Raw genomic sequence first — 25,401 nt, 5'->3', positions numbered from 1 at the left:
GCCGTGAACTACTTTCATCGGGGGTCAGGGAGACTCAACTCCCTAGGGTATCAACTGGCGACCGGGCAGTACCGCCCGCACAGGGGCCGTGGCCCGGCGCGGCGCGCAAGTCCCGGCGCCCCCTCCGGGAGCGGGACACACGCAGGGATAAGTGGCACAGTGAAGGCGTGGACACTCACTCGCTCGCAGAACACGATTCCATCCCCGCAGAAGCCGACACTCGCGTACGGACCCTGCTGATCCTCGGAGCGTCCGGGGATCTGACCGGGCGGCTCCTCCTCCCCGGCCTCGCGCGGCTCATCCGCATGCGACGCGGCGACGGGCTCACCCTGGTGGGGGCGGGTTCCGACGACTGGACGGACGCGCACTGGCGCGAGCGGATCGACGGGGCCTTCGCGACCGCCATGGAGAAGGCCGACGACGCCGGCCGTGCGGCGCTCCAGGACGTGCGGGACCGCAGCTCTTATCATTTCCTCGACGTCACGAAGGACGGCCTGGCCGACCTCGTCCACACGCTCGAGGGCCCGGTCGCCGTCTATTTCGCCCTTCCTCCGGCGGTCAGCCAGCTGGCGTGCAGCGCGCTCGGCCCCGACTCGCTGCCCAAGAGCACCCGCCTCGTCATGGAGAAGCCCTTCGGCACCGACCAGGCCAGCGCGCACCGACTCAACGAGAAGCTCGCCCGGCTGGTCCCGGAGCAGAACATCCACCGCGTGGACCACTTCCTCGGCAAGGCGACGGTCTTCAACATCCTGGGCCTGCGTTTCGCGAACCGGATCCTCGAGCCGGTGTGGAACAACCTGCACATCGAGAAGGTCGAGGTGATCTTCGACGAGGACCTCGCCCTGGAGAACCGGGCGCGCTACTACGACGGCGCCGGCGCACTCCGTGACATGATCCAGAGCCATCTCGTCCACGTGATGGCCCTCCTCGCGCTCAATGCTCCGTCCACCCTGCACGAGCGCGACCTGCGCGACCACATCGGATCCATCCTGCGGGCGAGCACCGTGGACCTCGACAGCCCGGCGAGCAGCCGACGCGCCCGCTACACCGCCGGCACGATCGGGGACCGCTCCATCCCCGACTACGCGGCGGAGCCGGGTGTGGACCCTTCGAAGAACACGGAGACGCTTGCCGAGGTGACGGTGTCGATCAACAACGAGCGGTGGTCGGGCGTGCCCTTCATCCTGCGCTCGGGGAAGGCGCTCGGCGCCAAGCGCAAGGAAGCCGTGATCACGTTCCGGCCGGTCAGCCACCTGCCGCTGGGGTTCACCGGGCAGGACGCACCCACCAAGCTGAGGATCGGCTTCGGTCCCGACACGCTGCAGCTGGAACTGGACGTCAACGGCCCGGGTGACATCTTCTCGCTGGACCGCGCCACGCTCAGCGCGGACCTCAACGAGACCGATCTGCTCCCCTACGGTGAGGTGCTCGACGGCGTGCTGGCGGGCGACCCGACACTCTCGGTCCGCGGCGACACCGCCGAGGACTGCTGGCGGATCGTCGAGCCAGTCCTGAAGGCCTGGGCCGAGAACCGCGTGCCGCTCGAGGAGTACACGGCCGGATCGGCTGGGCCCGAGGACTGGCCGTCGTCGCACGGTCGGGCCTGACCGGCGCCCGCCACTCGCAGCACACGGAAGGCCCACGGAGCCCACAGGACCCGCAGGGAGCACAGACAGGAGGAGGGCCACCCCATCGGGTGGCCCTCCTCCTGTCTGTCTGTAGGTCGGTCGATGGGGGCCGGAGCCTCCGGGACGGCCTACAGGGCCGCGTCCCCCCGCTCGCCCGTGCGGACCCGGACCGCTTCCTCGACCGGGATCACCCACACCTTGCCGTCACCGGCGCGGCCGGTGTTCGCCGTGGAGACCAGCACGTCGACGATGTCGGTGACCCAGGCGTCCGCCACCAGGACCTCGACGCGTGCCTTCTGCAGGAGGTCGACGGTGTACTCCGCACCGCGGTAGACCTCGGTGTGGCCGCGCTGGCGGCCGTAGCCGCTGGCCTGGCTGACGGTGAGACCCTGCACACCGTAGTTCTCGAGAGCTCCCCGGACGCCGTCGAGCTTGTCCGGACGGACGATCGCTGTCACCAGTTTCATGAATGGACGCCTTCCGTGACGTTATGCTGCGTGGACTGCCGGTCGGGCTGGGCATCAGCCGCCTGCTGTGCGGGCCGGGCGAACATCTGCTCCGCGAACGGGTGGAAGGACCCGCCGACCCCCAGGCCGCCGAACTCGTAGGCGGTCTCCGCGTGCTCCGACAGATCCACGCCGGACACCTCGTTCTCCCCGCTGATACGGAAGCCGATCGTCTTGTGGATCGCGAGACCGATGATCGCGGTCATGACCGCCGAGAGGGCGATCGCGATGGCAGCGGCGACGACCTGCGCGAGGAGCTGGGCTGCGCCACCACCGTAGAACAGGCCACCACCCTCGCCGTCGACGGGAAGCATGATGAAGCCGATGGCCAGCGTGCCGAGGATCCCCGCGACGAGGTGGACGGCCACGACGTCGAGCGAGTCGTCGAAGCCGAGGCGGTACTTGAGGCCGACGGCGAGGGCGCAGACGGCACCGGCGACGAGGCCGAGGCCGACGGCACCGACCGGGCTGACGTTGGCGCAGGCCGGCGTGATGGCCACCAGGCCGGCGACGATGCCCGACGCTGCCCCGAGGGAGGTGGGGCGTCCGTCACGGATGCGCTCCGTCATCAGCCAGCCGACCATCGCCGCTGCGGGAGCCGCCATCGTGTTGATCCAGATGAGGCCGGCCTCCTCGGCCGAGCCCGCCGCTCCGCCGTTGAACCCGAACCAGCCGAACCAGAGGAGCGCTGCGCCGAGCATGACGAAGGGGATGTTGTGGGGGCGCTGTGCGGGGTCCTTGCCGAAGCCCTGGCGCTTGCCGAGGATCAGGGCGAGGACGAGCGCGGCGACGCCGGCGCTGATGTGCACCACGGTCCCACCGGCGAAGTCGACGGCCTCGCCCACGGCTCCACCGACGGCTCCGTCCGCACTGAGGAGGCCTCCGCCCCACACCATGAAGGCGAGCGGGCAGTAGACGGCCGTGACCCAGATGGGGACGAAGATCGTCCAGGCACCGAACTTCGCACGGTCGGCGATGGCACCGCTGATCAGCGCGACGGTGATGATGGCGAAGGTGGCGCCGTAGCCGGCGCCGATGAGGTCCTCGGTGCCGAGGAGGCTGGTGAGGCCGAAGGACGCGAACGGGTTGCCGAAGAGCTGGGCGACGCCGTCACCGCCGGTCATCGAGTAGCCCCAGAGGACCCAGACGACACCCACGAGTCCGACGGCGATGAAACTCATCATCATCATGTTCAGGGCGGCCTTGGCTCGCGTCATCCCGCCGTAGAAGAAGGCGAGGCCGGGGGTCATGAGGAGAACGAGGGCGGCGGAGACCATCACCCAGACGTGGCCTGCTGTCAGATCCATCAAACACGATCCTTCCAAAGGGGCGGGTACTTCCCGCCCCTCAAGAATGGGGTGGCCGTGTTTCCGTCCCTGGGGCCGGGCATTGCGGGCAGGTTACATCAGTCTCACGCACGTAAAAGACGCGTGACGCGCATGTTTCAGGAACATTTCAGCACTGCCGACCGCTCCCGGCGGGGCGGTCGTCGCGGGCCCGCTGCCTCAGTTCAGGAGCGCGTCGACGAAGGCCTCGGCGTCGAAGGGGGCGAGGTCGTCCGCACCTTCGCCGAGGCCGATCAGCTTGACCGGGACACCCAGGCTCCGCTGGATGGCGACGACGATACCGCCCTTCGCGGTGCCGTCGAGCTTGGTGAGGACGATCCCGGTGATGTTCACGACCTCCGCGAAGACCCGGGCCTGGCTCAGGCCGTTCTGGCCGGTCGTCGCGTCGAGCACCAGCAGGACCTCGTCCACCGTGCCCTGCTTCTCGATCACCCGCTTGACCTTGCCGAGCTCGTCCATCAGGCCCACCTTGTTCTGGAGGCGCCCTGCGGTGTCGATCAGGACGACGTCGACCTCCTGGTCGATCCCGGCCTTGACCGCCTCGAAGGCGACCGACGCGGGGTCGGCTCCGTCGACGTCGGACTTGACGGTCGGCACGCCGACGCGTGAACCCCAGGTGGCCAGCTGCTCCGCGGCGGCGGCACGGAAGGTGTCCGCCGCTCCGAGGAGCACGTCCTTGTCGTCGGCCACGAGGACGCGGGCGAGCTTGCCGACGGTCGTCGTCTTCCCGACGCCGTTCACTCCTACGACCATCACGATGGCCGGACGGTCGGCGTGGCGCTGCGTCGCGAGGGACCGGTCCATCGACGGGTCGACCAGCTTCACCAGCTCCTCCCGGAGCATGTCCTTGACCTCGGCGGGGTTCCTGCTGCCGGCGACCTTCACCCGCTCGCGGAGGGCGTCGACGAGTTCCATGGTGGGCTCGGTGCCGAGATCGGCCATGAGGAGGGTCTCCTCGACCTCGTCCCACACGTCCTCGTCGATCCTGTCCCTCGACAGCAGGGCCAGCAGTCCCTTGCCGAGCGCGTTGTTGGAGCGCACCAGCCGGGCGCGGAGGCGGGCCAGGCGACCCTGCACCGGGTCGACGGTGTCGAGGCTCGGGCCGGCGGGGGTGTCCTCGAGGCCGCTGAGGTCGTCGGGGACGAGGACGTCCGTGGTGACGCCGTCGGGGCGGTCGAGCACGTCGGTCGACGTCGAACCGTGCGCACCGGCGAGGGGCTGGTCATCGGGATCGCGCGGCGAGGAGTACAGGCCGGGCGGCGTGCGGCGGCCGCGGACCAGGACGGCGGCGACCGACCCGATCACGGCGAGCGCGAGGACGACGAAGATGACAGGCAGGAGGATCTCGTTCACTGATCCACCTTCTCACACGGTCCCTGGGGCCGCAGGGGATGCTCCTGCGGCCGATTGAGCATCAGGCCACGGGCGGTGACAGAATGCGAGGACCATGGCCGGATCCCCTCGCGCGCGCAATCGCCCCTCGTTCAGCATCGTCCCCCGGGGCAGGAAGAGGGGGAACGACGACGGTCCCCCTCGCGAGCGCATCCCGCGGGAGATCCGGGTGCTCATCGCCGCGGCCTTCGTGATCGCCATCGGCTTCGGTCTGGTGGCGCCGATCCTGCCGCAGTTCGCCCGCAGCTTCGACGTCGGGGTGACGGCCGCAGCCGTGATCGTCAGCGCCTTCGCCTTCACGCGTCTGGTCTTCGCACCGGCCGGCGGGTGGCTCGTGGAACGCCTCGGCGAGCGGCCCGTGTACATCGTCGGACTGCTGATCGTCGCCCTCTCCACCGCCGCCTGCGCCTTCGCCGGCGACTACTGGCAGCTCCTGGTCTTCCGTGGCCTCGGCGGCATCGGTTCCACCCTGTTCACGGTGTCGGCGATGGGCCTGATCGTCAGGCTCGCCCCGCCCTCCATCCGCGGCCGTGTGTCCGGCGCCTACGCAACCGCCTTCCTGCTCGGCAGCATCGGGGGCCCGATCCTCGGCGGGGTCCTCGCGAGGTTCGGGCTCCGCGTGCCCTTCCTCGTCTACGCGGGTGCGCTGCTGGTCGCCTCGGCGGTGGTCTTCTCCCAGCTGAAGGGGACGTCGCTGGCCGAGCGCAGGGCGGCCCGGGACCAGGCGCCCCTCACGGTCCGCGAGGCCCTCGCGCACTCGGGGTACCGGGCCGCCCTCGTCTCGAGCTTCGCCAACGGGTGGTCGTCCTTCGGCATCAGGATGGCGCTCGTGCCGCTCTTCGCGTCCGCGGTGCTGAACGCCGGGCCGGAGATCGCCGGGACCTCCCTCGCCTTCTTCGCCGCCGGCACGGCGCTCTCGCTCACCGTCTCGGGACGCCTCGCCGACAGCATCGGCCGCAGGCCGCTGGTGATCACCGGGCTGATCGTCAACGGCGCCGCGATGGCCGCCCTCGGCCTGTCCGGGAACGTCGTCGTCTTCCTGGGCATCTGCGTGGTGGGCGGGATCGGGACGGGCCTGCTCAACCCGGCGCAGCAGGCGGCGGTCGCGGACGTGATCGGCAACGGGCGCAGCGGCGGCAAGGTCCTGGCCGCGTTCCAGATGAGTTCGGACCTCGGCGCCATCGTCGGCCCGATCGTCGCCGGGGTGGTCATCGACCGGCTCCTCGTCGGCTCCTACGAGGCGGCTTTCCTCGTGACCGGCGTGCTGGCCCTCGTGGCGGCGGCGGTGTGGGTCGGTGCCCGCGAGACGCTTCCGCGGCCGGCCGCCGCCGGTCCGGACGCACCCGCGACGGCGGGCGGCGGTGTCCGGTAGTGGAGGACCCCGCGGTCAGTCGAGGACCCGCTCCACCTCCGCCGCGAGCCGCTGGCTGATGACGGTGGACACGCCGTCGCCGCGCATCGTCACCCCGTAGAGCGCGTCCGCCACCTCCATGGTGCGCTTCTGGTGCGTGATGATGATCAGCTGGCTCGATTCCCGGAGCTCACGGAAGATCATGATCAGCCGGCCGAGATTCGTGTCGTCCAGGGCGGCCTCCACCTCGTCCATCACGTAGAACGGCGAGGGCCTGGCCTTGAAGATCGCGACGAGGAGCGCGACGGCGGTCAGTGACCGCTCACCACCCGAGAGCAGGGACAGGCGCTTGATCTTCTTGCCGGCGGGCCTCGCCTCGACCTCGATCCCGGTCGTGAGCATGTCCGCCGCATCCGTGAGGACGAGGCGACCCTCGCCGCCGGGGAACAGGGTCGCGAAGACGCGCTCGAACTGTTCGGCGGTGTCCCGGTACGCGGCGGTGAACACCTGCTCCACGCGCTCGTCGACCTCGCGGATGATGTCCAGCAGGTCCTTGCGCGTCGCCTTCAGGTCAGCCAGCTGCGTACTGAGGAACTGGTGGCGCTCCTCCAGCGCCGCGAACTCCTCGAGGGCCAGCGGATTGACCTTGCCGAGCGCCGCGAGGTCGCGTTCGGCGCGCCTGAGCCTCTTCTCCTGCTGCTCGCGCACGTACGGGACGCCCGCGGGGACGGTCTTGCCGTCGTCGTCGACCGGCGCCCGGAGGGCCGCCCACTTGTCGGTGGCCGGGATGGTGTCCTCGGGTACGGGCAGGTGGGGCCCGAACTCGTCCACCAGGTGGTCCGGCGTCAGCCCGAGCTCCTCGATGGAGCGGTTCTCGAGGGCCTCGATCCGGAGCCGCTGCTGCGTGCGCGCGAGTTCGTCGCGGTGCACGGAATCGGTGAGACGGCCGAGCTCGACGGCGAGCCCGGCGTTCCTCTCCCGCACCTCCTGCAGCTCGGTGTCCTGCTGCTCGCGCAGCCGCTCGGCGGTGTCGCGCTGGTTCGCGGCAACGGCGATGGAGGCCACGGCGTGGTGCTCGGCCCGCCGGGCCGCCCGGGCGACGGCGGCGGCCCTGAGCGCCTGCGCCCTCCGGATCCTCGCCTTCTCCGCCGCCTGCTCGCGGGCCCGCCGCTCCGACTGCGCCGCACGCTCGAGCGACGCGGCCCGGCCGGCCAGGGCGGAGAGCTGCTCCTCCCGGCTCCGGAGGGCCAGCCGTGCCTCCAGCTCGCCCTGGCGGGCGGTGACGGCGGCGCGCTGCAGGGCGTCGCGCTGTCCGGTCGGGGGCTCGGCCTCCACCGGCTGCCGCTGCAGGTCCTCCAGCCGCTGGGCCGCCTCCCGGAGCCGTGCCTCCTCACGCTCGAGGTCGGCCTCGGCCGCACGGACGAGCGCGGTCAGGCGGTCCCCCTCACCGGAGGCGGAGCGGACGGCGGCGTTCAGCTGACCCAGCTTCTCCGCGACGGCGGCCATCCGCGCGTCCGACTCGTGCAGCCGCTCGAGAGCGGCGTCGACGCGCTGCTGGGCCTCCTGCTGCGTGCTCCGCGCCGCGGACAGGCGGAAGCGCAGCCTCTCGGCCTCGGCGATGACCCGTGCGAGCCCCTGCTCGGTCTCCTCGGCGGCAGCGCGCAGTTCCACATAGCCTGCGGCTCCGGGTGTCCCTCCCCGGGCCGTGTGCTCGGAGAGGACGTCGCCCTCGAGGGTCACGGCGACGTCGGCGAGCCCCTCCCTGACAGCCACTCCGGCGGCCTCGAGGTCCTGCACCACGAGCACGCCGCGCAGCAGGTGCCCCAGTGCGGAGTGGAGGGCCGGCGGCACCTCGACGACGTCGAGTGCCGCGACGCCGGCGGGAGGCACCTCCGGGCCCGTCGTCGCGTCCGGTCGCGGCGGGCGCGCTCCCGACCGGGTGGCACCCCCGGATCCGGGCGCGACGACGAGCGACACCTGGCCGGCGTCGTCGTCCTTCATCAGGGTGAGTGCACGCAGGGCCGTGTCGAGGCTCCCGACAGTGACCGCGTCCGCCGCGCCGGAGAGCGCCGCGACCACCGCCTTCTCGAAGCCGGGCGCCACCTGGAGGAATTCGCCGAGCGGCCGGTGCACGTCATCGAGGCCGGCCGCGAGGAGCGCGCCCGACCCGTCGCGCTGCCGCAGACCCTCGCGCTGCGCCTCGAGACGCGCAGCGAGAGCCCCACGTCCGCGCTCCGCGGTGCGCTCCTGATCGACCAGCACCTCGAGCTCGCGGGCGGCGGTATCGAGGACGGCGGAGGCCTCCTCGTACTCGGCGTCGAGCCCCTCCTCCCCCTCCTCCTCACCGGCGACCTGGCCCTCCAGGGCGGTGAAGTCGCGTTCGGCGGTGCGGCGGCGTTCTTCCGCCCCGGCAATGGACGCACGCAGGCGTCCGAGTTCCGCGACGGCCGACTCGACCCGGGACCGCGCGGCTCCGACCGTCCCCGCGAGCCGGGCGTCGCCTTCCCGGCGATCCGCGGCAGCCCTCAGGAGCCGCGCGAGCCGTGCATCCTCGGCGGCGGAGGCGTCTTCGGCGGCGCGCCGGGCAGCGAGCGTCTCCTCGAGCGCGCGCCCCAGGTCGACCACCTCGGACTCCAGGGCGGACACCTCCGCGCGGAGGCGTTCGGCCTGGCGGTCGAGCTGGTCCGGATCGCGCCCGGTGTCGGAGTCCGCGCCGCCCTGGCCCAGCAGATGACCGCGGTCCTCGGCGCGTGCGGCGAGGGCGGCGAGCTTCTCGCGCGCACTCGAGAGTGCGTACCAGGTCTCGCGCGCCCGGTTGAGGGCGGGCACGGCGGCGGCGGCCGCCTGCTCGAGGGTGGCCTGGCGCTGCCGACCGGCCGCGAGCTGCACCTCGACCTCCTCGCGGCGTGCCTGCAGGGCCGCCTCCGCGGCAACGTCGCGCTCGAAGCCGGACCGCAGGGTCACGAGCTCGTCGGCGAGCAGGCGGGACCGTGCGTCGCGGACGGCGAACTGCACCTGCTGGGCCCGCCTGGCCACCTCCGCCTGCTTGCCGAGGGGGGTCAGTTGACGCCGGAGCTCCCCCGTGAGATCCGTCAGCCGGGCTAGATTGGCCTGCATGGCGTCCAGCTTGCGCACGGTCTTCTCGCGACGCCTCCGGTGCTTGAGGATCCCGGCAGCCTCCTCGATGAAGCCGCGCCGGTCCTCCGGGGTGGCGTGCAGGACGCGGTCCAGCTGCCCCTGCCCCACGATCACGTGCATCTCACGGCCCAACCCGGAGTCGGAGAGGAGCTCCTGGATGTCGAGGAGGCGGCAGTTCTTGCCGTTGATCGCGTACTCGGATCCGCCGGCACGGAAGAGCGTGCGGGAGATGGTGACCTCGGCGTACTCGATGGGCAGGGCGCCGTCCGCGTTGTCGATCGTGAGCGAGACCTGGGCCCGGCCGAGGGGCGCGCGGCCCGAGGTGCCGGCGAAGATCACGTCCTCCATCTTGCCGCCGCGCAGGGTCTTGGCCCCCTGCTCCCCCATCACCCAGGCCAGCGCGTCGACGACGTTCGACTTGCCGGAACCGTTCGGCCCGACGACGGCGGTGACGCCCGGCTCGAAGTCGAAGGTGGTCGCCGAAGCGAAAGACTTGAACCCTCGCACGGTTAGACTCTTCAGATGCACGGTGTCAGGATCTCCAGGTGGGGTAGGACTTCCCCAATCTACTGGACCACACCGACCGTGCGCGGTATTGGGCGGACCAGAGGGCACGGCATCGGGTGGACAAGAGGGCGCGCTCCCGGAATCCCGAGTGACCCGCCCAGGTATTAAGAAGTAGGCTTACAAAAGTTTCAGCAGTATCCAGAGGCGTCCAGGCCGATCCACCCGTGGGTCCTTCACGGCCATTCACCGGCGCTGACCAGTTGACGAGGCAGGAAATTTGACCGGTAACGCGACGTTTCGACATGAAAACACGGCCTTGCTCGCCGTCACGAGTGTGGAGGCGCCGGTAGTCGTCAGTTCCGCAGAGTTCGACGAACGGCTGGCACCCAGCCTCAAGAGGCTCCGGCTCTCCAAGCGGCTCCTCGAGCGGGTGGCAGGTGTCACCGAGCGGCGCTGGTGGTCCCCGGGGTCCGACTTCGACGATGCCGCCATCGAGGCCGGCGCCAAAGCGATGGCCGAGGCGGGGATCGAGCCGGGCGACGTCGGGCTCCTCATCAACACCTCGGTGACCCGCCGGAACCTCGAGCCCTCGGTGGCCGTGAAGATCCACCATTCCCTGGGCCTGCCGTCCTCCGCGATGAACTTCGACCTCGCCAACGCCTGCCTCGGTTTCGTCAACGGCATGACGCTGGCGGCCAACATGATCGACTCCGGCCAGATCAAGTACGCCCTGATCGTCGCCGGCGAGGACGCCCAGCGGACCCAGGAGGCGACCTTCAACCGCCTCAACCGCGAGGACTCGACCCGCGAGGACTTCCTCGCCGAGTTCGCCACGCTCACCCTCGGCTCCGGCGCCGCCGCCGCGGTGATCGGCCCGGCGGACCTCCACCCGGGCTCCCACCGGATCCTCGGCGGGGTGTCCCGCGCGGGGACCCAGCACCACGAGCTGTGCATCGGTGGCATCGACGGCATGTACACCGACACCAAGGGACTGCTCGACGGCGGGCTTGAGCTCGTCGTCACGGCGTGGCACGAAGCCCAGACGGACGGCTGGAACTGGGACGGCATGGACCGCTACGTCACGCACCAGGTCTCCAACTCCTACACCAACGCCATCATCAAGGCCGTCGACCTGGAGCGCGAACGGGTGCCCATCACCTTCCCGCACTGGGGCAACGTGGGCCCGGCGTCGCTGCCGATGACCCTCGCCCAGGAGGCGCAGTCGCTCAGTCCCGGCGATCGCGTGCTGTGCCTCGGCGTGGGCTCCGGCCTCAACACGTCGATGATGGAGATTGCGTGGTAGCACTCCCCGGCGTCGATCCCTCGTGGTCGGCGTATCTCGACGTGCCCTCGACCAGCGGGGCGGACGCCCCCGGGACACACCACCGCTGGCACTACCTCGACAACGGCGCGGGTGCCGACGGCGCTCCCGTCCGCGGGACCCTGCTCTGCGTCCACGGCAATCCCACCTGGTCCTACCTCTGGCGCACCTACCTGGCGGCCGGGCTCGCGGAGGGCTGGCGCGTCGTCGCCGTCGACCAGCTCGACATGGGGTACTCCGCCCGCACCGGCGTCTTCCGCCGCCTCGAGCACCGCATCACCGATCTCGAGGACTTCGTCGCGGCGCTCGGCCTGCACGGCCCCGTCGTGACGGTGGGGCACGACTGGGGTGGCGTCGTCAGCCTCGGCTACGCCGAACGCAACCGCGCGGACCTCGTCGGCGTGATCCTGACCAACACCGCCATCCACCAGGATCCGGCCCGCTCCATCCCCGCTCCCCTGCGGCTGGCACTGGCGCCGGGCGTCCACGGCCTGGGCACGCGGACCACCACGGCCTTCCTCGACGTGACCCTGGCCCTGGCCCGGCCCGCGCTGGACCCGTCGGTGCGCCGCGCGTTCCGCGCGCCCTACCGCACGCCGGACGATCGTCGGGGCATTGCGAATTTCGTCTCCGACATACCCGCGGATCCCTCGCATCCGAGCCACGCCGCACTGACCACCACCGCCGAGGGCATTCGGACGCTCGACGTCCCGGTGCTGATGATGTGGGGCCCGCACGATCCCGTCTTCTCCGACACGTACCTCGAGGACCTCGCCCAGCGGCTGCCCCAGGCGGACATCCACCGCTTCGAGCACGCGAGCCACCTCGTGCAGGAGGACGCGGACACGGCAGCCACCGCCATGCAGTGGCTCGCCGCGCGTTCCGTCGCGGTGCCGACCGGCGACGCAGAGACCACCGCATCCGCGCGCTCCGCCGGGCAGGACGAACGCCCGGCCTTCTCGCCGCTCGGCCGGCGACTCCGGGATCTGGCGTCGGGCCCGGACAGCGGGACGACAGCCGTGGCCGAGCTCACCCCGAGCGGAACCAGGACGCTGTCGTGGAAGGACCTCGACGACGACGTCGCCGCCGTGGCGGCCGGGCTCACGGCCCTGGGCTACGCACCGGGCAGCCGCGTCAGCCTCCTGGTCCCGCCGGGGATCGACCTCACGGTCCTCATCTACGCGTGCCTGCGGATCGGGGCGATCATCGTCGTCGCCGACGCCGGCCTCGGCGCGCGCGGCCTGAGCCGCGCCGTGCGCAGTTCAGCACCCGACGTCGTCATCGGGATCGAACGCGCCCTGCTCGCCGCGCGGGCCTTCCGCTGGCCGGGCCGCAGGATCAGCGCCACGCCCCTGACCGCGGCACGACGGCGGGCCCTGCGGGTCGATGCGTCGCTGGGCGACCTCAGGGCCGCGCGTGCGACGGCGGATGCCGGGGTGCAGCCCGAGCCGGACGCCGATGCCGCCATCCTCTTCACCTCGGGTTCCACGGGACCGGCGAAGGGGGTGGTCTACACGCACCGTCAGCTCTCGGCGATGCGGGACACCGTCGGCGCCACGCTCGGACTCGGCCCCGGAGCATCCCTCGTCGCGGGATTCGCGCCGTTCGCCCTCCTCGGCCCGGCGCTCGGCGCCACCTCCGTGACACCGGACATGGACGTCACCGCTCCCCGCACGCTGACGGCGCAGGCCCTCGCCGACGCAGCAGCGGCGATCGACGCGACCGTCGTGTTCGCCTCCCCCGCGGCGCTCAGGAACGTCCTCGCCACCTCGGGTGCCCTGTCGGAGGACGGCCGGACCGCGCTCGGGCGCATCTCGCTGCTGCTCTCGGCCGGAGCCCCCATCCCCGTGCCGCTGCTGGAGGAGGTCCAGGCCCTGGTCCCGGCCGCCGCCCTCCACACGCCGTACGGCATGACGGAATCCCTGCTCGTCGCCGACACCGATCTCGGCGGCATCCGGCGGGCTGCCGCTGCGGCGGCCGCCGGGCTCGACGGCGCAGGGAACGGTGTCTGCGTGGGCCGTCCCGTGCACGGAGCGGTCATCGCCATCAGTCCGCTGGCCCCGTCCGGTCCGGACGTCCAGGACCACGGGCACGGCGCCCGGCCACACCGGCCCGCTCCGGGCGCGGCGACCGGTGAGCCCACCACGGCCCCCGGTGTCACCGGCGAGATCCTCGTCGACGCGCCGCACGTGAAGGACCGCTACTTCCGGCTGTGGAGGACACAGCAGGAATCCGTGCGGACGCACCCGTGGCACCGCACGGGGGACGTGGGCCACCTCGACGCCGAGGGCAGGCTCTGGGTCGAGGGCCGCCTGGGCCACGTCATCACCTCCGCCGCGGGGATCCTCACGCCCGTCGGCCTGGAGCAGGCCTTAGAGATGCTCGGCGACGTCCGCCTCGCCGCCGTCGTCGGCGTCGGGCCGGCCGGCACGCAGGCCGTCGTCGCCGTCCTCGAGACAGCAGCGTCCCGAAGCGCGGCAGCAGCGTCCGGGCGGCCGGTCCGACGGCGGGCCGGAGCGTCCGCTTCGTCCCTGCTCCGGAGGCCGGAGCAGCGGGCCCGCCTGGCCGCCCCGGATCTGGCGGCCGCGGCGCGCCGGGTGGCCCGGGAGCGCGGAGTGGATCTGGCCGCCGTCGTCGAGGTTCCCGCCCTGCCGGTGGACATCCGCCACAATGCCAAGATCGACCGCGCACGCGTGGCCGCCTGGAGCGGCCGGTTCCTCTCGGGCGGCCGGGCAGGGTCCCTGTGACGGTCCTCGTCACGGGGGCCAGCGGCATGCTCGGCCACGCGGTGGCGCAGCAGGTGCTGTCCACCGGGCGGGAGGTGCGCTGCTTCCAGCGGCGCCCGGCGGGGATCGCCGGGACCCAGGAGGTCCTCGGCTCCGTCGATGATCCCGCAGCCGTAGCCCGCGCGGTGGCCGGCTGCTCGTCGGTCATCCACCTCGCCGCAAAGGTCTCCTTCGCAGGTCCCGCTGCCGAGTTCCACCGGATCAACGTCGAGGGGACGCGCCTCCTCCTGGACGCGGCGGAGCAGGCCGGCGTCACCGACGTCGTCCAGGTCTCCTCACCCTCGGTGGCGCATGACGGCACATCGCTGGTCGGCGCACCGGCAGGCCCCGCCGATCCTGCGCATGCGCGGGGTCACTATGCGCGGAGCAAGGCCGCCGCCGAGCTGCTGGCGCTCGGCCGCAGCACCCGTGGCTTCCGGGTTGCGGCGGTCCGTCCCCACATCGTCTGGGGTCCCGGGGACACGCAGCTCGTGGAGCGCGTGATGGAGCGGGCACGTGCCGGCCGCCTCCCGCTGCTCGACGCCGGCACCGCCCTCATCGACACGACCTACGTGGACAACGCGGCGGCTGCGATCGTGGCGTGCCTGGTCCGGATGGACCGCGCCGCGGGACTGTCACTCGTGGTCACGAACGGCGAACCCCGGCCCATCGCCGAGCTCCTGGCCGGTATCTGCCGCGCGGGAGGCGTGACCCCACCGACCCGGAGTGTGCCCGGATCGCTCGCCCGGGGAGCGGGAGCCGTGATCGAGCGCTTCTGGACCGCCCTCGAGCGGTCCGGGGAGCCACCCATGACGCGCTTCCTGGCGGAGCAGCTCTCGACCGCGCATTGGTTCGACCAGCGGCACACCAGGGCGGTCCTCGACTGGCGTCCGGCGGTCGGCATCGACGAGGGGTTCGAGCGGCTCGCCCGCCACTACTCGACCTGACACCGGCCTGCAGACCGCCTGCCCCCGCTGGCTTCGCGCACTCCTGTCCCACCCGCCCGGTCGTCCGGCAGCCGGACCGACCTCCATCACGCCGAGCACGCGCCGTCGTCCGCGGCCGGAGCCTGCGGAGCCTGCCCCGTGCTCGACGTGCACGGCGCTCCCGACCGCTCGGACATGGTGCCGGCCGGCGTCGGAACGGGGGTACGACGAAGGGCGGGATGCTGTGCATCCCGCCCTTCGTCAGGCGTCACTGCTGGAGCTCGACCTCACTCCTTCGGCTCGCAGCGTGACCGCGGACCGGGTGGGCCGACCGATCGATCAGCGGGTGTAGTAGCCGTCCACCGACATGACGGAGACGGGGTGCACCTGCGTACCCTGCGACGGGTTCAGTGCGCTGATCATCTGGCCGTTGCCGAGGTAGATGCCGACGTGGCTCCCACCGTTCTGGCTCACCAGATCACCCGGCTGGGGGTTACCGGTGGGGCGCAGGGCGGCGAACTGGGACCACGTGGTGCGCGGCAGGTTGATGCCGTTCTGCGCGTAGACCCACTGGACGAAGCCCGAGCAGTCCCAGCCGCCGAAGGCCGTGCCGCCGTAGACGTAGCCCGATCCCTCTCCCTGCATGGCCGTTCCGACGATGCCGGTGGCGCCGATCGACGAGGACTGGAGGCTGTAGGTCGGCGCGTCATCGACAGGAGCGGCGACGGGCGCTGCTACGGGAGCGGCGACGGGCGCTGCCGCGGGAGCGGCGACGATCGAGGCGGACTGCACCGAGTACTGCTGCTGGGGAGCGGCGGATCCGCCGAGTGCGATGGACTGGCCCGGGTAGATGACCGAGGCGTAGCCCAGGCCGTTCGCCGAGAACAGGGTGTCCAGGCTGACGCCATGGGCCGCGGCGATGCTGCCGAGGGTGTCACCGGACTGGACGGTGTAGGTACCGGCTGCGGCGGGGGTGGCCGCGACCTGCTGGACGGGAACCGACTGGACGCTGATCTCGCCGGAAGCGCTGGCGGGCAGTGCCGCGCCGAGCATGAGGCCGGAGGCCGCGACGACGACGGCGGCGGGCTTGCCGGCGATCGAGGCGCTCGCGGAGACGGCCCGTGAGGCGGTAACGAGGGGGTTGACACGCGTGGGGACTGCCCGGTGGCGTGCGATATGGCTCTTCTTGGACATGCTGATGCCTTTCCCAATGCCTACGAAGTTAGCTGTCGGGTTCGGATGGGACATCCGGACGTGGTGTTCGTGCACCACCGCCCCAGAGCTGGTGCACGCGCGTCTTGACCCCTAGGACCCGTGAGTGGGTCCGCTATCGGTTCCCCCGCCCCTGTCGATGTGTGTAGCGAACGGTCCGTCCTCATCGACAGGGTTAGGCAGAGAGAGGAGGGGCGCCCCTCCGTGGTGGAGCGGGCGCGGGTTCAACGGTACGCGGTGATCCCCGACTTGTCACGTTTGGATCACGAACGGCCGGGTGCCGCTGTCCCGGCGCTGCTCAGGGTCTCGCGTTCCGCGGCCGGGGCTGGCAGACGGGGCAGAAGAAGGAGGACCTGTTCATGAAATGCTCCCGCCGGATCGACGTGGTCCGTCCCTCTGCAGCACACCTGCGGCACGGCCGGCCTGAACGCCCGTAGGCCTCGAGATCGCGGGCGAAGTAGCCCGATGCACCGTTGACGTTGACGTAGAGGGAGTCGAAGCTCGTCCCCCCAGCGGCAAGGGCACGGGTCATCACCTCGGTGGCGGCGTCCACGATGCGCCGGGTGTCGGGTCGGCGCATCGTCTCCGTGGGCCGCGCATAGTGGAGGCGCGCAGCCCACAGCGCCTCGTCGGCGTAGATGTTCCCGATCCCCGAGACGAGTCCCTGGTCGAGCAGGGCACGCTTCAACCCCGTGCGACGGCGGCGCAGGCGCTGGTGGAACTCCTCGAAGGAGAATGCCGGATCGAGGGGGTCGCGGGCGATGTGCGCGGCCTGGTGGGGCACGAGCGCGGTGTCGCTTCCCCCCAGCCCACCGGGGTGACCGTCCGGTGTCGGCTCGAAGCCCGTGACGAACATCCCACCGAAGATCCGCTGGTCGACGAAACGCAGATCCGTGGGCAGGGCGGAGCCGTCCTCCCCCGTCGCCCGCGACAGGGCCAGGCGAACCTTCAGGTGCTTCTCCGGGGGCGCCGCTGCGTCCTCGATGAGCAGCTGCCCGCTCATGCCGAGGTGGGCCATCAGCGCCAGCGGCGGGGCGGCGTCATCCGCCGCCGGATCCTCGAGGACCATCCAGAGGAACTTCCCGCGCCGCACCACATCGGTGATGCGCGCGCCGGTGACGTCACCGACGAAATCCTCGACCCCGTTGACATGACGACGCAGGGATCGTGGATCGAGGACGTCGACCTTCTCGACCGCCCGCCCGGTGACCCAGCGGGACAGTCCCCGCCGGACCACCTCCACCTCGGGGAGTTCAGGCACTCATGCTCCGTCGTCGGAGTCTGAGCGCTCGGGGAGCCCCGCGTGGTCGGTGTGCCTCCGCGCGCCGCCGGAGCGACCGGTCACGACACCTGCAGGACGCACGCCGACGTCGCCGGCTCCCGTGACGGTCGCAGGCACGTCCTGAACGTCGGCGAGGAGCTTCCACGAAGCAGCCGCAGCCGCCTGCTCGGCCTCCTTCTTCGAGTGCCCACCACCCGCGCCGTACTCCACCCCGCCGATGACGAGACGCGCGGTGAAGGTGCGCGCATGGTCGGGACCCGTCCCGTCGACCTGGTAGTCGATGGCGCCGAGCCGCCTGCCCGCTGCCGTCTCCTGGATTCGGGTCTTCCAGTCCGTCCCCTCACCGAGCACGGCGGAGTCCCGCAGGAGGGGACCGATGAGGCGCATGACCATGGCGCGGGCGGTCTCGATGCCGTGGCTCAGGTACGCGGCGCCGATCACGGCCTCCATGGTGTCGGCGAGGATGGAGGCCTTGTCCCGCCCGTTGGTCAGCTTCTCCCCCTGGCCGAGCAGCACGTAGCTGCCGAGGTCCAGTGCCCTGGCGACGCCGGCGAGCGCCCTGGTGCTGACCACGGCGGACCGTCGCTTCGCCAGTTCACCCTCGGACAGATCCGGGTTGTCCCTGTACAGCGCGTCCGTCACCGAGAGGCCGAGCACCGAGTCACCGAGGAACTCAAGGCGCTCGTTGGTGGGGATGCCGCCCTTCTCGTACGCGTAGGACCTGTGCGTCAGGGCAAGACGAAGCGTCTCGGTGTCGATAGTGACACCGAGACGCTTCGAGAGTTCTTCTGTATTCTTCACGACCGCATCAGCTGATCACGCGTCGGACCGGCGTTTTCCGCCGCTGCGCGGAGCACGGCAGCGGAAGGTGCACCGATGTCAGACGTCGGCTACCTTGCGGCCCTTGTACTCGAGGAACAGCGGGGTGCCGGCCGAGTCGGTGACAACCTTGGCCTGGTGGGCGAGGCTGTAGGTGACGCGACCGTTCTCGAGGGTCTTGACCAGCCTGGGGGCGGTTGCCTTCCACTGGGACCGGCGTGCACGGGTATTCGCGCGGGACATCTTCCGTTTCGGGACAGCCACGGCTAACTCTCTTCCTTCTCGTCTGACTCTGACTTGGGTGCCGCATCGTTCTCGGCGGCAGTGCCCGCCAGCCCTGCGAGGGCTGACCAGCGGGGATCCAGTACTTCGTGGTGGTGGTCCGGATCGTCGTTCAGCCGTGCTCCGCACTCGGAACACAGGCCCTGACAATCCTCCCGGCACACCGGCTGGAATGGCAGCGAAGTGACCACCGCATCCCTCAGCACGGGCTCCAGATCGACGGAATCGCTCTCCACCCGGTGCTGTTCTTCGTCCTCTTCCACCGACAGCGACGCAGAGTCGCTGTAGAAGAAGAGTTCCTGGAGGTCCACGTCGCGGTCGAACCGCAATGGCTCCAGGCAACGGCCGCACTCGCCGGTCACCTCGACGTTTGCCGTTCCCGACACCAGGATTCCCTCGTGGACCGATTCGAACCGCAGGTCCAGCTCCATGTCGGAGCCCTCCTGCACGCCGATCAGCGCCACGCCGAAATCCTTGGGTGCCGGAACATGTTCTTCGATGGTCCGCATGCTCCCCGGACTGCGTCCGAGATCCTTGACACTGAATGTCAGGGGCGAACTGAGATCGCTGCTAATGGTGACTCCTGTAGAACATATGACCGACGTACCATCCTAGCCCGATGGGACCGGCAGGCCCAAAACGCGGCTGTACGTCTACCCTCGGAGGGTGACCAGCCCTTCCATCCCTCCGCATCCTGCTGGGACACCGGATGGCCTCCCGCGGGTGCTCCGCCGGACTCTGCGCTTCTGCACGGTGCTGCTCGTCCTGTGGCTCCTCACAGCCTACGAGTTCTTCTACAACCCGCCGCTCGCCGAGACGGGTCGCGCAGATGCGGTGTTCGTGCTGGCGGGCGCTTCGGACGAGCGCCTCGCGGTGGGACAGGATCTCGTCGACACGGGCGCCGCACCCCTCCTCGTGCTGTCGTCGACGGGCCTGCCGGGCAACACGCAGGCGGACGCCCTGTGTGGAGCGGAGACCCGGAGGACCACGTGTTTCCGCCCGGATCCGCTGACCACCCGCGGCGAAGCACGATCCATCAGCGACATGTCCCGGGATCGCGGCTGGGACGACATCATCGTCGTCACCTCGACGTACCATGTGACGCGCTCACACCTCAACATCTCCCAGTGTTCGAAAGCTACGGTCACCATGGCTGCATCGCACCCTGATCTCGGTCCAGGGCAGTGGATCGCGAGATTTACCGAGGAGAGCATCGCACTCGCTACGTCCGTCCTCCGTCCGGTCTGCGCCAACCGGGTCTGACAGACCGCGCCGTCGAACGGCCCTCAGACCCGGTCGACGAGGCGTCGGAGGACGGCGTCGGGCACGAACGGACGGATGTCGCCCCCCAGTGCGGCCACCTCCTTCAGCAGGGTGGAGGAGACGTGGGCGAAGTCGGTGCCCGTCGGCAGGAAGACGGTCTCGACATCGGCCAGGTGCCGGTTCATCGTCGCCATGGGCAGCTCGTAGTCGAAGTCGAGGCTCGAGCGAAGGCCCTTCACGAGCGCCGTCGCTCCGTTCTCGCGGCAGAAGTCCGCCAGGAGGCCGGCGCCCATGGGGACCACGCGGATGTTCGGCAGGTGCGCGAGGCTGTCGACGCAGAACGCGATGCGCTCCTCGCCGGAGAAGCGGTAGTTCTTGGCGTAATTGGTCGACACCGCGACGAGCACCTCGTCGAACAGGCGCGCTGCACGCCCGATGACCTCGATGTGTCCGTTGTGGAGGGGGTCGAAGGATCCGGGGCAGACGGCGCGGCTCATGCCTCCACGGTACCGAGTCCCGCTCCCGAGTCCACCCCTCGGCCGCCGTCACCGGGATACTGGTGGCATGAGCACCGATGCCGAGCGAACCTCTCCGCACCTCCCCACCACCCGCCCGGCCGCCCCGTGGGCGAGAACCGCTGCCGGCGCGAACCTGCTCGGCGGGGACGGCGGGCTCGGGATCACCATCTTCGAGGAGGTCACCGCCCTCGCGCAGAAGCACGCGGCGATCAACCTCGGGCAGGGCTTCCCCGACGAGGACGGACCGCGGGAGATCCTCGACGCCGCGAGGTCGGCCATCGCCGACGGGGCCAACCAGTACGCTCCCGGACAGGGCCTCGCCGTGCTGCGTGACGCCATCGCCGCCCATCAGGAGCGCTTCTACGGGCTCACCGTCGATCCCCGGACCGAGGTGATCGTGAGCACCGGCGCCACGGAATCCATCGCCGCGGCCATTCTCGCCTTCGCCGGGCCGGGCGACGAGGTGCTGACCTTCGAGCCCTTCTACGATTCCTACGGCGCCGTGATCGGCCTCTCCGGAGCCACCCATACGACAGCTCCCCTGCTGGCGCCGGACTTCCAGCCGGATGCCGCCTCGGTCGAGGCGGCCTTCACGGACCGCACGAGGATCGTCGTCGTCAACAACCCGCACAATCCCACCGGAAGCGTCTTCCGGCGGGAGGCACTGGAGACGATCGTCCGGCTGGCGGAGCGGCACGGTGCCATCATCGTCACCGACGAGGTGTACGAGCACCTCCGCTTCGGCCCCGAGCACATCCCGATCGCCACGCTCCCCGGAGCGGCGTCGCGGACCCTGACCATCTCTTCGGCAGGCAAGACCTTCTCCGTGACGGGATGGAAGGTCGGGTGGCTCAGCGGGCCGGCGGAACTCGTGGCTCAGGTGCGCACCGTCAAGACGTTCCTCACCTATACCTCCGGCACTCCCTTCCAGAGTGCGGTGGCTTTGGGCCTCGGCCTGCCCGACGAGTTCTTCGACTCCGTGGCGGCCACCCTCCGGCGGAAGCGCGACCTCCTGGGCGAGGGACTCCGCGCCGCGGGATTCGAGGTGTTCGAGCCCGAGGGGACGTTCTTCACGACGGTCGACGCGTCCCCCCTCGGTATCGACGACGCGACGGCCCTCGCCCGCAGGTTGCCCTCGCTCATCGGCGTGGCCGCCATACCGGTGGCGATGTTCTGCCACGAGGACGGCGCCGCCCGGACGAGGTCGCTCCTCCGCTTCGCCTTCTGCAAGCGCTTCGACGTGATCGAGGAGGGCGCCCGGCGCCTGGCCACCCTCCGGGACCGCGTATGAACGTCCCGGACGCCACGGCCGGCCACGACGGCCCGAAGGCCGCCGACGGCGACGACGGATTCGACGTGCCGACCCGCTGGCTCCCCGTCTCGGGTGCGTACGCGGAGATCGACGAGGACGCCTACATCGACGGCGCACTGATCCTCAGCATCGGTGGCGCCCAGCAGTCCCACGTCGACGTCGCGCACCCGGGCCGCGTCTTCTACGAGTACCTCCAGCGCATCGCCCACGTGATCGACCTGCTCGGAGCACCCGGCGCACCCTTGAGGGTGCTCCACCTCGGCGCGGGGGCACTCACCCTGGTCCGCTACGTCCACGCGACGCGACCCGGGTCCGCGCAGGTCGCCGTCGACCTCGATGCCGAGCTGATCGACTTCGTCCTCGCGGAGATGCCGCTCGCGGACGGTACCGGCTGCGACATCGTGATCGGCGACGCCGCCGATGTCGTGCTGGAGGAGGCCGACGGATCCTTCGACGCCGTCGTCCTGGACATCTTCGCCGGATCGGACGCCCCGGCCCACCTCACCTCGCCGGACTTCGCGGCCCACCTCCTGCGCGTCTGTGCACCGGACGGCGTGGTGCTCGTCAACGTGGGCGACGATCCGCCGCTCGCCTTCGCCCGGGCGCAGAGCCGGCAGCTGTCCTCCCTCGCGGAATCGACGGCGGTCCTCACCGAGGCCGGGATGGTGGACGGCAGCTCGGCGGGCAACGTCGTCGTGGCAGCCCGTCCCGCTCCCTGGCCCGCGTCATGGACCGCCGCGCTGCTCGCGGCCGGCCCGCACCCCGCCGCGGTCCTGGTCGGACCGGCGAGGGAGGCGTTCGACGCCGGGGAGCCGCGTCCCGCGCGGTAGCCCTCGATCAGCGCCTGCGGTCCCGGCGCACGCCCTCCTGTCAAGGAAGATCCGGTCCGGCACCGACACCCTTTCCGTCACTAGCCTGAAAGAGCTTGATCAGCCGGGCGCGAGGGACCGTCCCACCCTGGGGAGACCGGAGCCATGCGGCACACGCTGAGCATCACCATCAAGCTGGACATCGACTTCCGAAGGGCGCGTATCGACGTCCGCGGCTGCCTCACGCGGGGCAGCTGCCGCGCGCTCGTACCGATCGTCGACCGCAGCTTCCGCATCCTGCAGGAGCCGAACGTCGTCATCGACCTGACGGGCGCCACGCACATCGATCGTGAGGGGGTGGACACCCTGCGGAACCTCGGCATCGTCGGCCCCACCGCGCATCCCCTGCTCACGGAGCGGACCGGCACCTGCTCGCTCGTCGTGCCCGACGACCTCCCGGAGTGCCCCTCGCTCCGGGCCCGCCCGGGCGGCGTCCACCGGTCCACGGTGTGAACGGCCACCGGGGCCGGCACGCCGCGCCTCCCTCACGGCCGGCCCGGGGATGCTCGTGACCTTCCACGGACGGCCTCGGTGAACGGCATCGCGTGCCTGATCGTCACGGCGTCAGCCCCGGGGTGGCGCGTCCTGTCGTCCATGCGCTGGCACGAGGTGAGGAGCCACCGCTGACGCCCGCTCCGGGAGCGGTGCGAGCAGCGAACGCCCATCCGTGGCGCACAGCTGACCGAATCATGTGCAGATCATCGGGGTGGTCGACGGCTGTACGCTGAAGGAGATCGTCACCCGACGGTCGAAGCCGCGGCCGACGCACGGGAACGAGAGGGGAAGGAACAGTCATGACTGCACCTGCCCTTCCGTATGTCCGGTCGCTGGTGCTGGTCTCCCTGATCCTCTCGGTCTCCTCCGCATCGCATGTGCTCGCTGCCGGTCATTTGCCGGCGCCCGGAGTCATCCTGCTGCTCGGCGTGCTCCTGCTCCTGCCGATGATGGCGCTCGCGCGGCGCACCGTCTCCTTCCGGTCCGCCCTCCTCGCAATGGGTGCGGGGCAGGGCCTGCTGCACAGCCTGTTCTCCCTGACCGCAGTGCCCGCTGTCTGCCAGAGCTCCTCGGCGATGCCGGGCCACCACGCCGCCTTCGAGCTGGCCTGTTCGCCGGTCACGCAGGACGGGATGGCGGGAGCTACCGGAGGGGCCCTGATGCTGCTCCTGCACGCTGTCGCGACGATCGTCCTCGCGGCGGCCGTGGCGACGAGCGATCACGCCGCCACCCTGCTCCGAGCCTGGCTCCGACCTCTTCTCACCGGCGCCGGTGTCATCCCCCTGCCCGCGACCCCGCACCGCTCCGCCGTCGTCCTCGTACCGACGCCCGTCGCTCCGTCCACCGTGTTCGGCGCAGTCCCCCCGCTGCGCGGCCCGCCGTCGCCGGCCGCCACGACCGCCTGAGCCGCGTCCTCCACAGGGACAGGGGCTTGCGGGCGGTCACCGACCCGTCATCCCCCATCACCCGCTGCCCGAGATCAGACCGCCCTTCGCGGTGGATCGGGCGCACCTCTGGAAGGCTCCACCATGTCGAACACATCCCTGCGGAATCGCCGCACCCTCTCGACCTCCGCCGTCGCGCTCACCACGGCCGGCCTCATGGCGCTGGGCCTCGGCGCGGCGAGCGCGCACGTCAGCGTCGCGCCCGCATCGACCACCGAGGACGGCTACTCGCAGCTCACCTTCAGCGTCCCCAACGAGTCAGAGACAGCTGCGACGAACAAGCTCGAGGTCCAGCTGCCCACCGAGCAGCCGTTCACGTCCGTACGGGTCAAGCCCGTGGAGGGATGGACGGCGGAAGTCGTCACCGGGGCGCTGCCCGAGCCCGTCACCACCGCCGACGGCGCGACGCTGACAGAGGCCCCCCTCTCGGTCGTGTGGACGGCGGAACCGGGCGCCGAGATCTCGCAGCAGGAGTACCAGACCTTCTCGATCTCCGTGGGCCGGCTCCCCGAGGCCGGCACCACGGTCATGCTGCCTGCCACGCAGTCCTACACGGACGGCGATGTGGTGGAGTGGGACGACGAGGTCGTCGAGGGCGCGGAGGAGCCCGAGAAGCCGGCGCCCTCGTTCCTGACCACCGCGGCGGTCGAGGGCGAGGACGGGCACGGCGCACACGGTGCTGCGGCCGAGACCCCCGAGGCGATCGACGCCGAGCCCGCCGCAGCCAGCACGGACACCGGCTCGGTCTCCGCCGTCGGCTGGATCGGCCTCGTCGCCGGACTGCTCGGCCTCGCCGCCGGCGCCACCGCTCTCGTCCGTACGCGCCGCCGCGCCTGACACCCCCGATACCGGCGCGGTACCGGCGTGCGAACCGGTACCGCGCCCTCGGGAGCCCGAACGCCCCCGCCACGACCGGAGGCCGTGCCCCTGCCCGACCCGTGGGTGACGGGTCAGGACGCCGCCGGCTCCAGGAACCAGAGGCGGGTCTCGCCGTACTTCTTCTCCGAGAAGCGCTCCAGCCCGCCCGGCCAGGACGGCTCCGGTGATCGGGCCGAACGCTCGACGACGACCACGGCTCCCTCCGCGAGGCGTGACGCGAGGGCCGCGAGCACGGCAATCACCCCGTCGGCGTCCACCGTGTAGGGCGGATCCATCAGGACGAGGTCCCAGGTCAGTTCCGGCGCCACCCGATCGAGGTACGTCTCCACCTTCGACCTGTGCACCCGGACGGCGGTCCAGCCGAGGACGCGGTTCACGAGATCGGCGTTCTTCTGCGCCACCAGCGCCGCACGATCGGCCGATTCGACCAGGTCCACGGTCGCGGCCCCACGGCTGGCGCTCTCGACCCCGAGCGAGCCCGATCCGGCGTACAGATCGAGGACGTGCGCGCCGTGCAGGACGCCGTAGGACTCCAGCCGGGAGAAGAGCGCCTCCTTCACGCGGTCCGTGGTGGGCCGGGTGCCGTTCCCCTCCACGCTGGCAAGGGTCGAACCGCCCGCGGCTCCGGCGATGATGCGCGTCATCC

The 25,401-nt window shown here is 71.1% G+C and carries 22 protein-coding genes and 1 riboswitch; of the genes, 11 read left to right on the top strand and 11 right to left on the bottom strand.

Features of this window, described 5'->3' with window-relative positions:
• The first annotated feature begins 167 nt into the window (after positions 1–167).
• Positions 168–1,607, top strand: coding sequence for a glucose-6-phosphate dehydrogenase (locus tag ACTIMO_RS09760; protein ID WP_448182290.1), 1,440 nt, complete (start codon positions 168–170; stop codon positions 1,605–1,607).
• Positions 1,608–1,756: 149 nt separating this feature from the next.
• Here the strand turns inward: ACTIMO_RS09760 and ACTIMO_RS09755 are convergent, their stop codons facing one another.
• The 3 genes from ACTIMO_RS09755 to ftsY form a co-directional block, all read right to left on the bottom strand.
• Complete coding sequence (locus ACTIMO_RS09755; RefSeq protein ID WP_055773303.1) at positions 1,757–2,095, bottom strand: P-II family nitrogen regulator; 339 nt, start codon at positions 2,093–2,095, stop codon at positions 1,757–1,759.
• Positions 2,092–3,441 carry an ammonium transporter gene (locus ACTIMO_RS09750; RefSeq protein ID WP_448182289.1) on the bottom strand — a complete coding sequence of 450 codons (1,350 nt, stop codon included), beginning with the start codon at positions 3,439–3,441 and terminating at the stop codon, positions 2,092–2,094. The genes ACTIMO_RS09755 and ACTIMO_RS09750 overlap by 4 nt, the downstream gene beginning before the upstream one ends.
• Before the next feature lie 198 nt (positions 3,442–3,639).
• Positions 3,640–4,833 (bottom strand): signal recognition particle-docking protein FtsY, encoded by a 1,194-nt coding sequence (gene ftsY / locus ACTIMO_RS09745; RefSeq protein WP_448182288.1) that lies wholly within the window; start codon positions 4,831–4,833, stop codon positions 3,640–3,642.
• A 94-nt stretch (positions 4,834–4,927) separates the two neighbouring features.
• Here ftsY and ACTIMO_RS09740 point away from each other — a divergent pair, with 94 nt between their 5' ends.
• Positions 4,928–6,244: an MFS transporter gene (locus ACTIMO_RS09740; protein WP_448182287.1), complete on the top strand. Its 1,317-nt coding sequence runs from the start codon at positions 4,928–4,930 to the stop codon at positions 6,242–6,244.
• Positions 6,245–6,259: 15 nt separating this feature from the next.
• Here the strand turns inward: ACTIMO_RS09740 and smc are convergent, their stop codons facing one another.
• Positions 6,260–9,889, bottom strand: a complete 3,630-nt coding sequence (gene smc, locus ACTIMO_RS09735) for a chromosome segregation protein SMC (protein WP_448182286.1) — start codon at positions 9,887–9,889, stop codon at positions 6,260–6,262.
• 256 nt (positions 9,890–10,145) lie between these two features.
• On the opposite strand from smc, the gene ACTIMO_RS09730 reads away from it, so the two are divergent.
• From ACTIMO_RS09730 to ACTIMO_RS09720, 3 genes are read left to right on the top strand one after another with little or no spacing between them, the layout of a single operon-like run.
• Positions 10,146–11,171, top strand: a complete 1,026-nt coding sequence (locus ACTIMO_RS09730; protein WP_055773295.1) for a 3-oxoacyl-ACP synthase III — start codon at positions 10,146–10,148, stop codon at positions 11,169–11,171.
• Positions 11,165–13,936, top strand: coding sequence for an alpha/beta fold hydrolase (locus tag ACTIMO_RS09725; RefSeq protein ID WP_448182285.1), 2,772 nt, complete (start codon positions 11,165–11,167; stop codon positions 13,934–13,936). Before ACTIMO_RS09730 ends, ACTIMO_RS09725 begins: the two co-directional genes overlap by 7 nt.
• Positions 13,933–14,901, top strand: a complete 969-nt coding sequence (locus ACTIMO_RS09720; protein WP_448182284.1) for an NAD-dependent epimerase/dehydratase family protein — start codon at positions 13,933–13,935, stop codon at positions 14,899–14,901. The genes ACTIMO_RS09725 and ACTIMO_RS09720 overlap by 4 nt, the downstream gene beginning before the upstream one ends.
• Positions 14,902–15,219: 318 nt before the next feature.
• Here the strand turns inward: ACTIMO_RS09720 and ACTIMO_RS09715 are convergent, their stop codons facing one another.
• From ACTIMO_RS09715 to ACTIMO_RS09695, 5 genes are all read right to left on the bottom strand, one after another.
• On the bottom strand, positions 15,220–16,074 hold the full coding sequence (locus ACTIMO_RS09715; protein WP_448182283.1) for a C40 family peptidase: 855 nt from the start codon (positions 16,072–16,074) through the stop codon (positions 15,220–15,222).
• Between the two features lie 2 nt (positions 16,075–16,076).
• Positions 16,077–16,253, bottom strand: a riboswitch (cyclic di-AMP (ydaO/yuaA leader).
• 137 nt (positions 16,254–16,390) lie between these two features.
• Entirely contained in the window at positions 16,391–17,353 is a 963-nt protein-coding gene (gene mutM, locus ACTIMO_RS09710; RefSeq protein WP_448182282.1) for a bifunctional DNA-formamidopyrimidine glycosylase/DNA-(apurinic or apyrimidinic site) lyase, read from the bottom strand.
• Complete coding sequence (rnc, locus tag ACTIMO_RS09705; RefSeq protein ID WP_448182281.1) at positions 17,354–18,175, bottom strand: ribonuclease III; 822 nt, start codon at positions 18,173–18,175, stop codon at positions 17,354–17,356.
• Between the two features lie 78 nt (positions 18,176–18,253).
• On the bottom strand, positions 18,254–18,457 hold the full coding sequence (gene rpmF, locus ACTIMO_RS09700) for a 50S ribosomal protein L32 (RefSeq protein WP_055773285.1): 204 nt from the start codon (positions 18,455–18,457) through the stop codon (positions 18,254–18,256).
• 2 nt (positions 18,458–18,459) lie between these two features.
• Entirely contained in the window at positions 18,460–19,026 is a 567-nt protein-coding gene (locus ACTIMO_RS09695; RefSeq protein ID WP_055773283.1) for a YceD family protein, read from the bottom strand.
• Positions 19,027–19,141: 115 nt separating this feature from the next.
• Between ACTIMO_RS09695 and ACTIMO_RS09690 the strand changes: the two genes are divergently transcribed.
• Entirely contained in the window at positions 19,142–19,738 is a 597-nt protein-coding gene (locus ACTIMO_RS09690; RefSeq protein WP_448182280.1) for a YdcF family protein, read from the top strand.
• 23 nt (positions 19,739–19,761) lie between these two features.
• On the opposite strand, the gene coaD is transcribed toward ACTIMO_RS09690, so the two are convergent.
• A complete protein-coding gene (coaD, locus tag ACTIMO_RS09685) occupies positions 19,762–20,235 on the bottom strand; it encodes a pantetheine-phosphate adenylyltransferase (protein WP_055773278.1) in 474 nt (157 codons plus the stop codon).
• A 67-nt stretch (positions 20,236–20,302) separates the two neighbouring features.
• Here coaD and ACTIMO_RS09680 point away from each other — a divergent pair, with 67 nt between their 5' ends.
• The 5 genes from ACTIMO_RS09680 to ACTIMO_RS09660 all read left to right on the top strand — a co-directional run bounded on the left by ACTIMO_RS09680 (position 20,303) and on the right by ACTIMO_RS09660 (position 24,713).
• Positions 20,303–21,547: an aminotransferase class I/II-fold pyridoxal phosphate-dependent enzyme gene (locus ACTIMO_RS09680; protein ID WP_448182279.1), complete on the top strand. Its 1,245-nt coding sequence runs from the start codon at positions 20,303–20,305 to the stop codon at positions 21,545–21,547.
• Positions 21,544–22,398 (top strand): spermidine synthase, encoded by an 855-nt coding sequence (locus ACTIMO_RS09675; RefSeq protein WP_448182278.1) that lies wholly within the window; start codon positions 21,544–21,546, stop codon positions 22,396–22,398. The genes ACTIMO_RS09680 and ACTIMO_RS09675 overlap by 4 nt, the downstream gene beginning before the upstream one ends.
• Positions 22,399–22,542: 144 nt before the next feature.
• Positions 22,543–22,890 (top strand): hypothetical protein, encoded by a 348-nt coding sequence (locus ACTIMO_RS09670; protein ID WP_448182277.1) that lies wholly within the window; start codon positions 22,543–22,545, stop codon positions 22,888–22,890.
• Between the two features lie 341 nt (positions 22,891–23,231).
• Positions 23,232–23,837: a hypothetical protein gene (locus ACTIMO_RS09665; protein ID WP_448182276.1), complete on the top strand. Its 606-nt coding sequence runs from the start codon at positions 23,232–23,234 to the stop codon at positions 23,835–23,837.
• A gap of 123 nt (positions 23,838–23,960) precedes the next feature.
• Complete coding sequence (locus tag ACTIMO_RS09660; RefSeq protein ID WP_422389986.1) at positions 23,961–24,713, top strand: YcnI family copper-binding membrane protein; 753 nt, start codon at positions 23,961–23,963, stop codon at positions 24,711–24,713.
• Positions 24,714–24,826: 113 nt separating this feature from the next.
• On the opposite strand, the gene rsmD is transcribed toward ACTIMO_RS09660, so the two are convergent.
• Positions 24,827–25,399 carry a 16S rRNA (guanine(966)-N(2))-methyltransferase RsmD gene (gene rsmD / locus ACTIMO_RS09655; protein WP_055773271.1) on the bottom strand — a complete coding sequence of 191 codons (573 nt, stop codon included), beginning with the start codon at positions 25,397–25,399 and terminating at the stop codon, positions 24,827–24,829.
• Positions 25,400–25,401 lie beyond the last annotated feature (2 nt).

The organism is Arthrobacter sp. CP30 (assembly GCF_053470025.1).
Note: the sequence above shows the minus strand (reverse complement) of the source record. Positions and strands in the feature narration are given on the sequence as shown.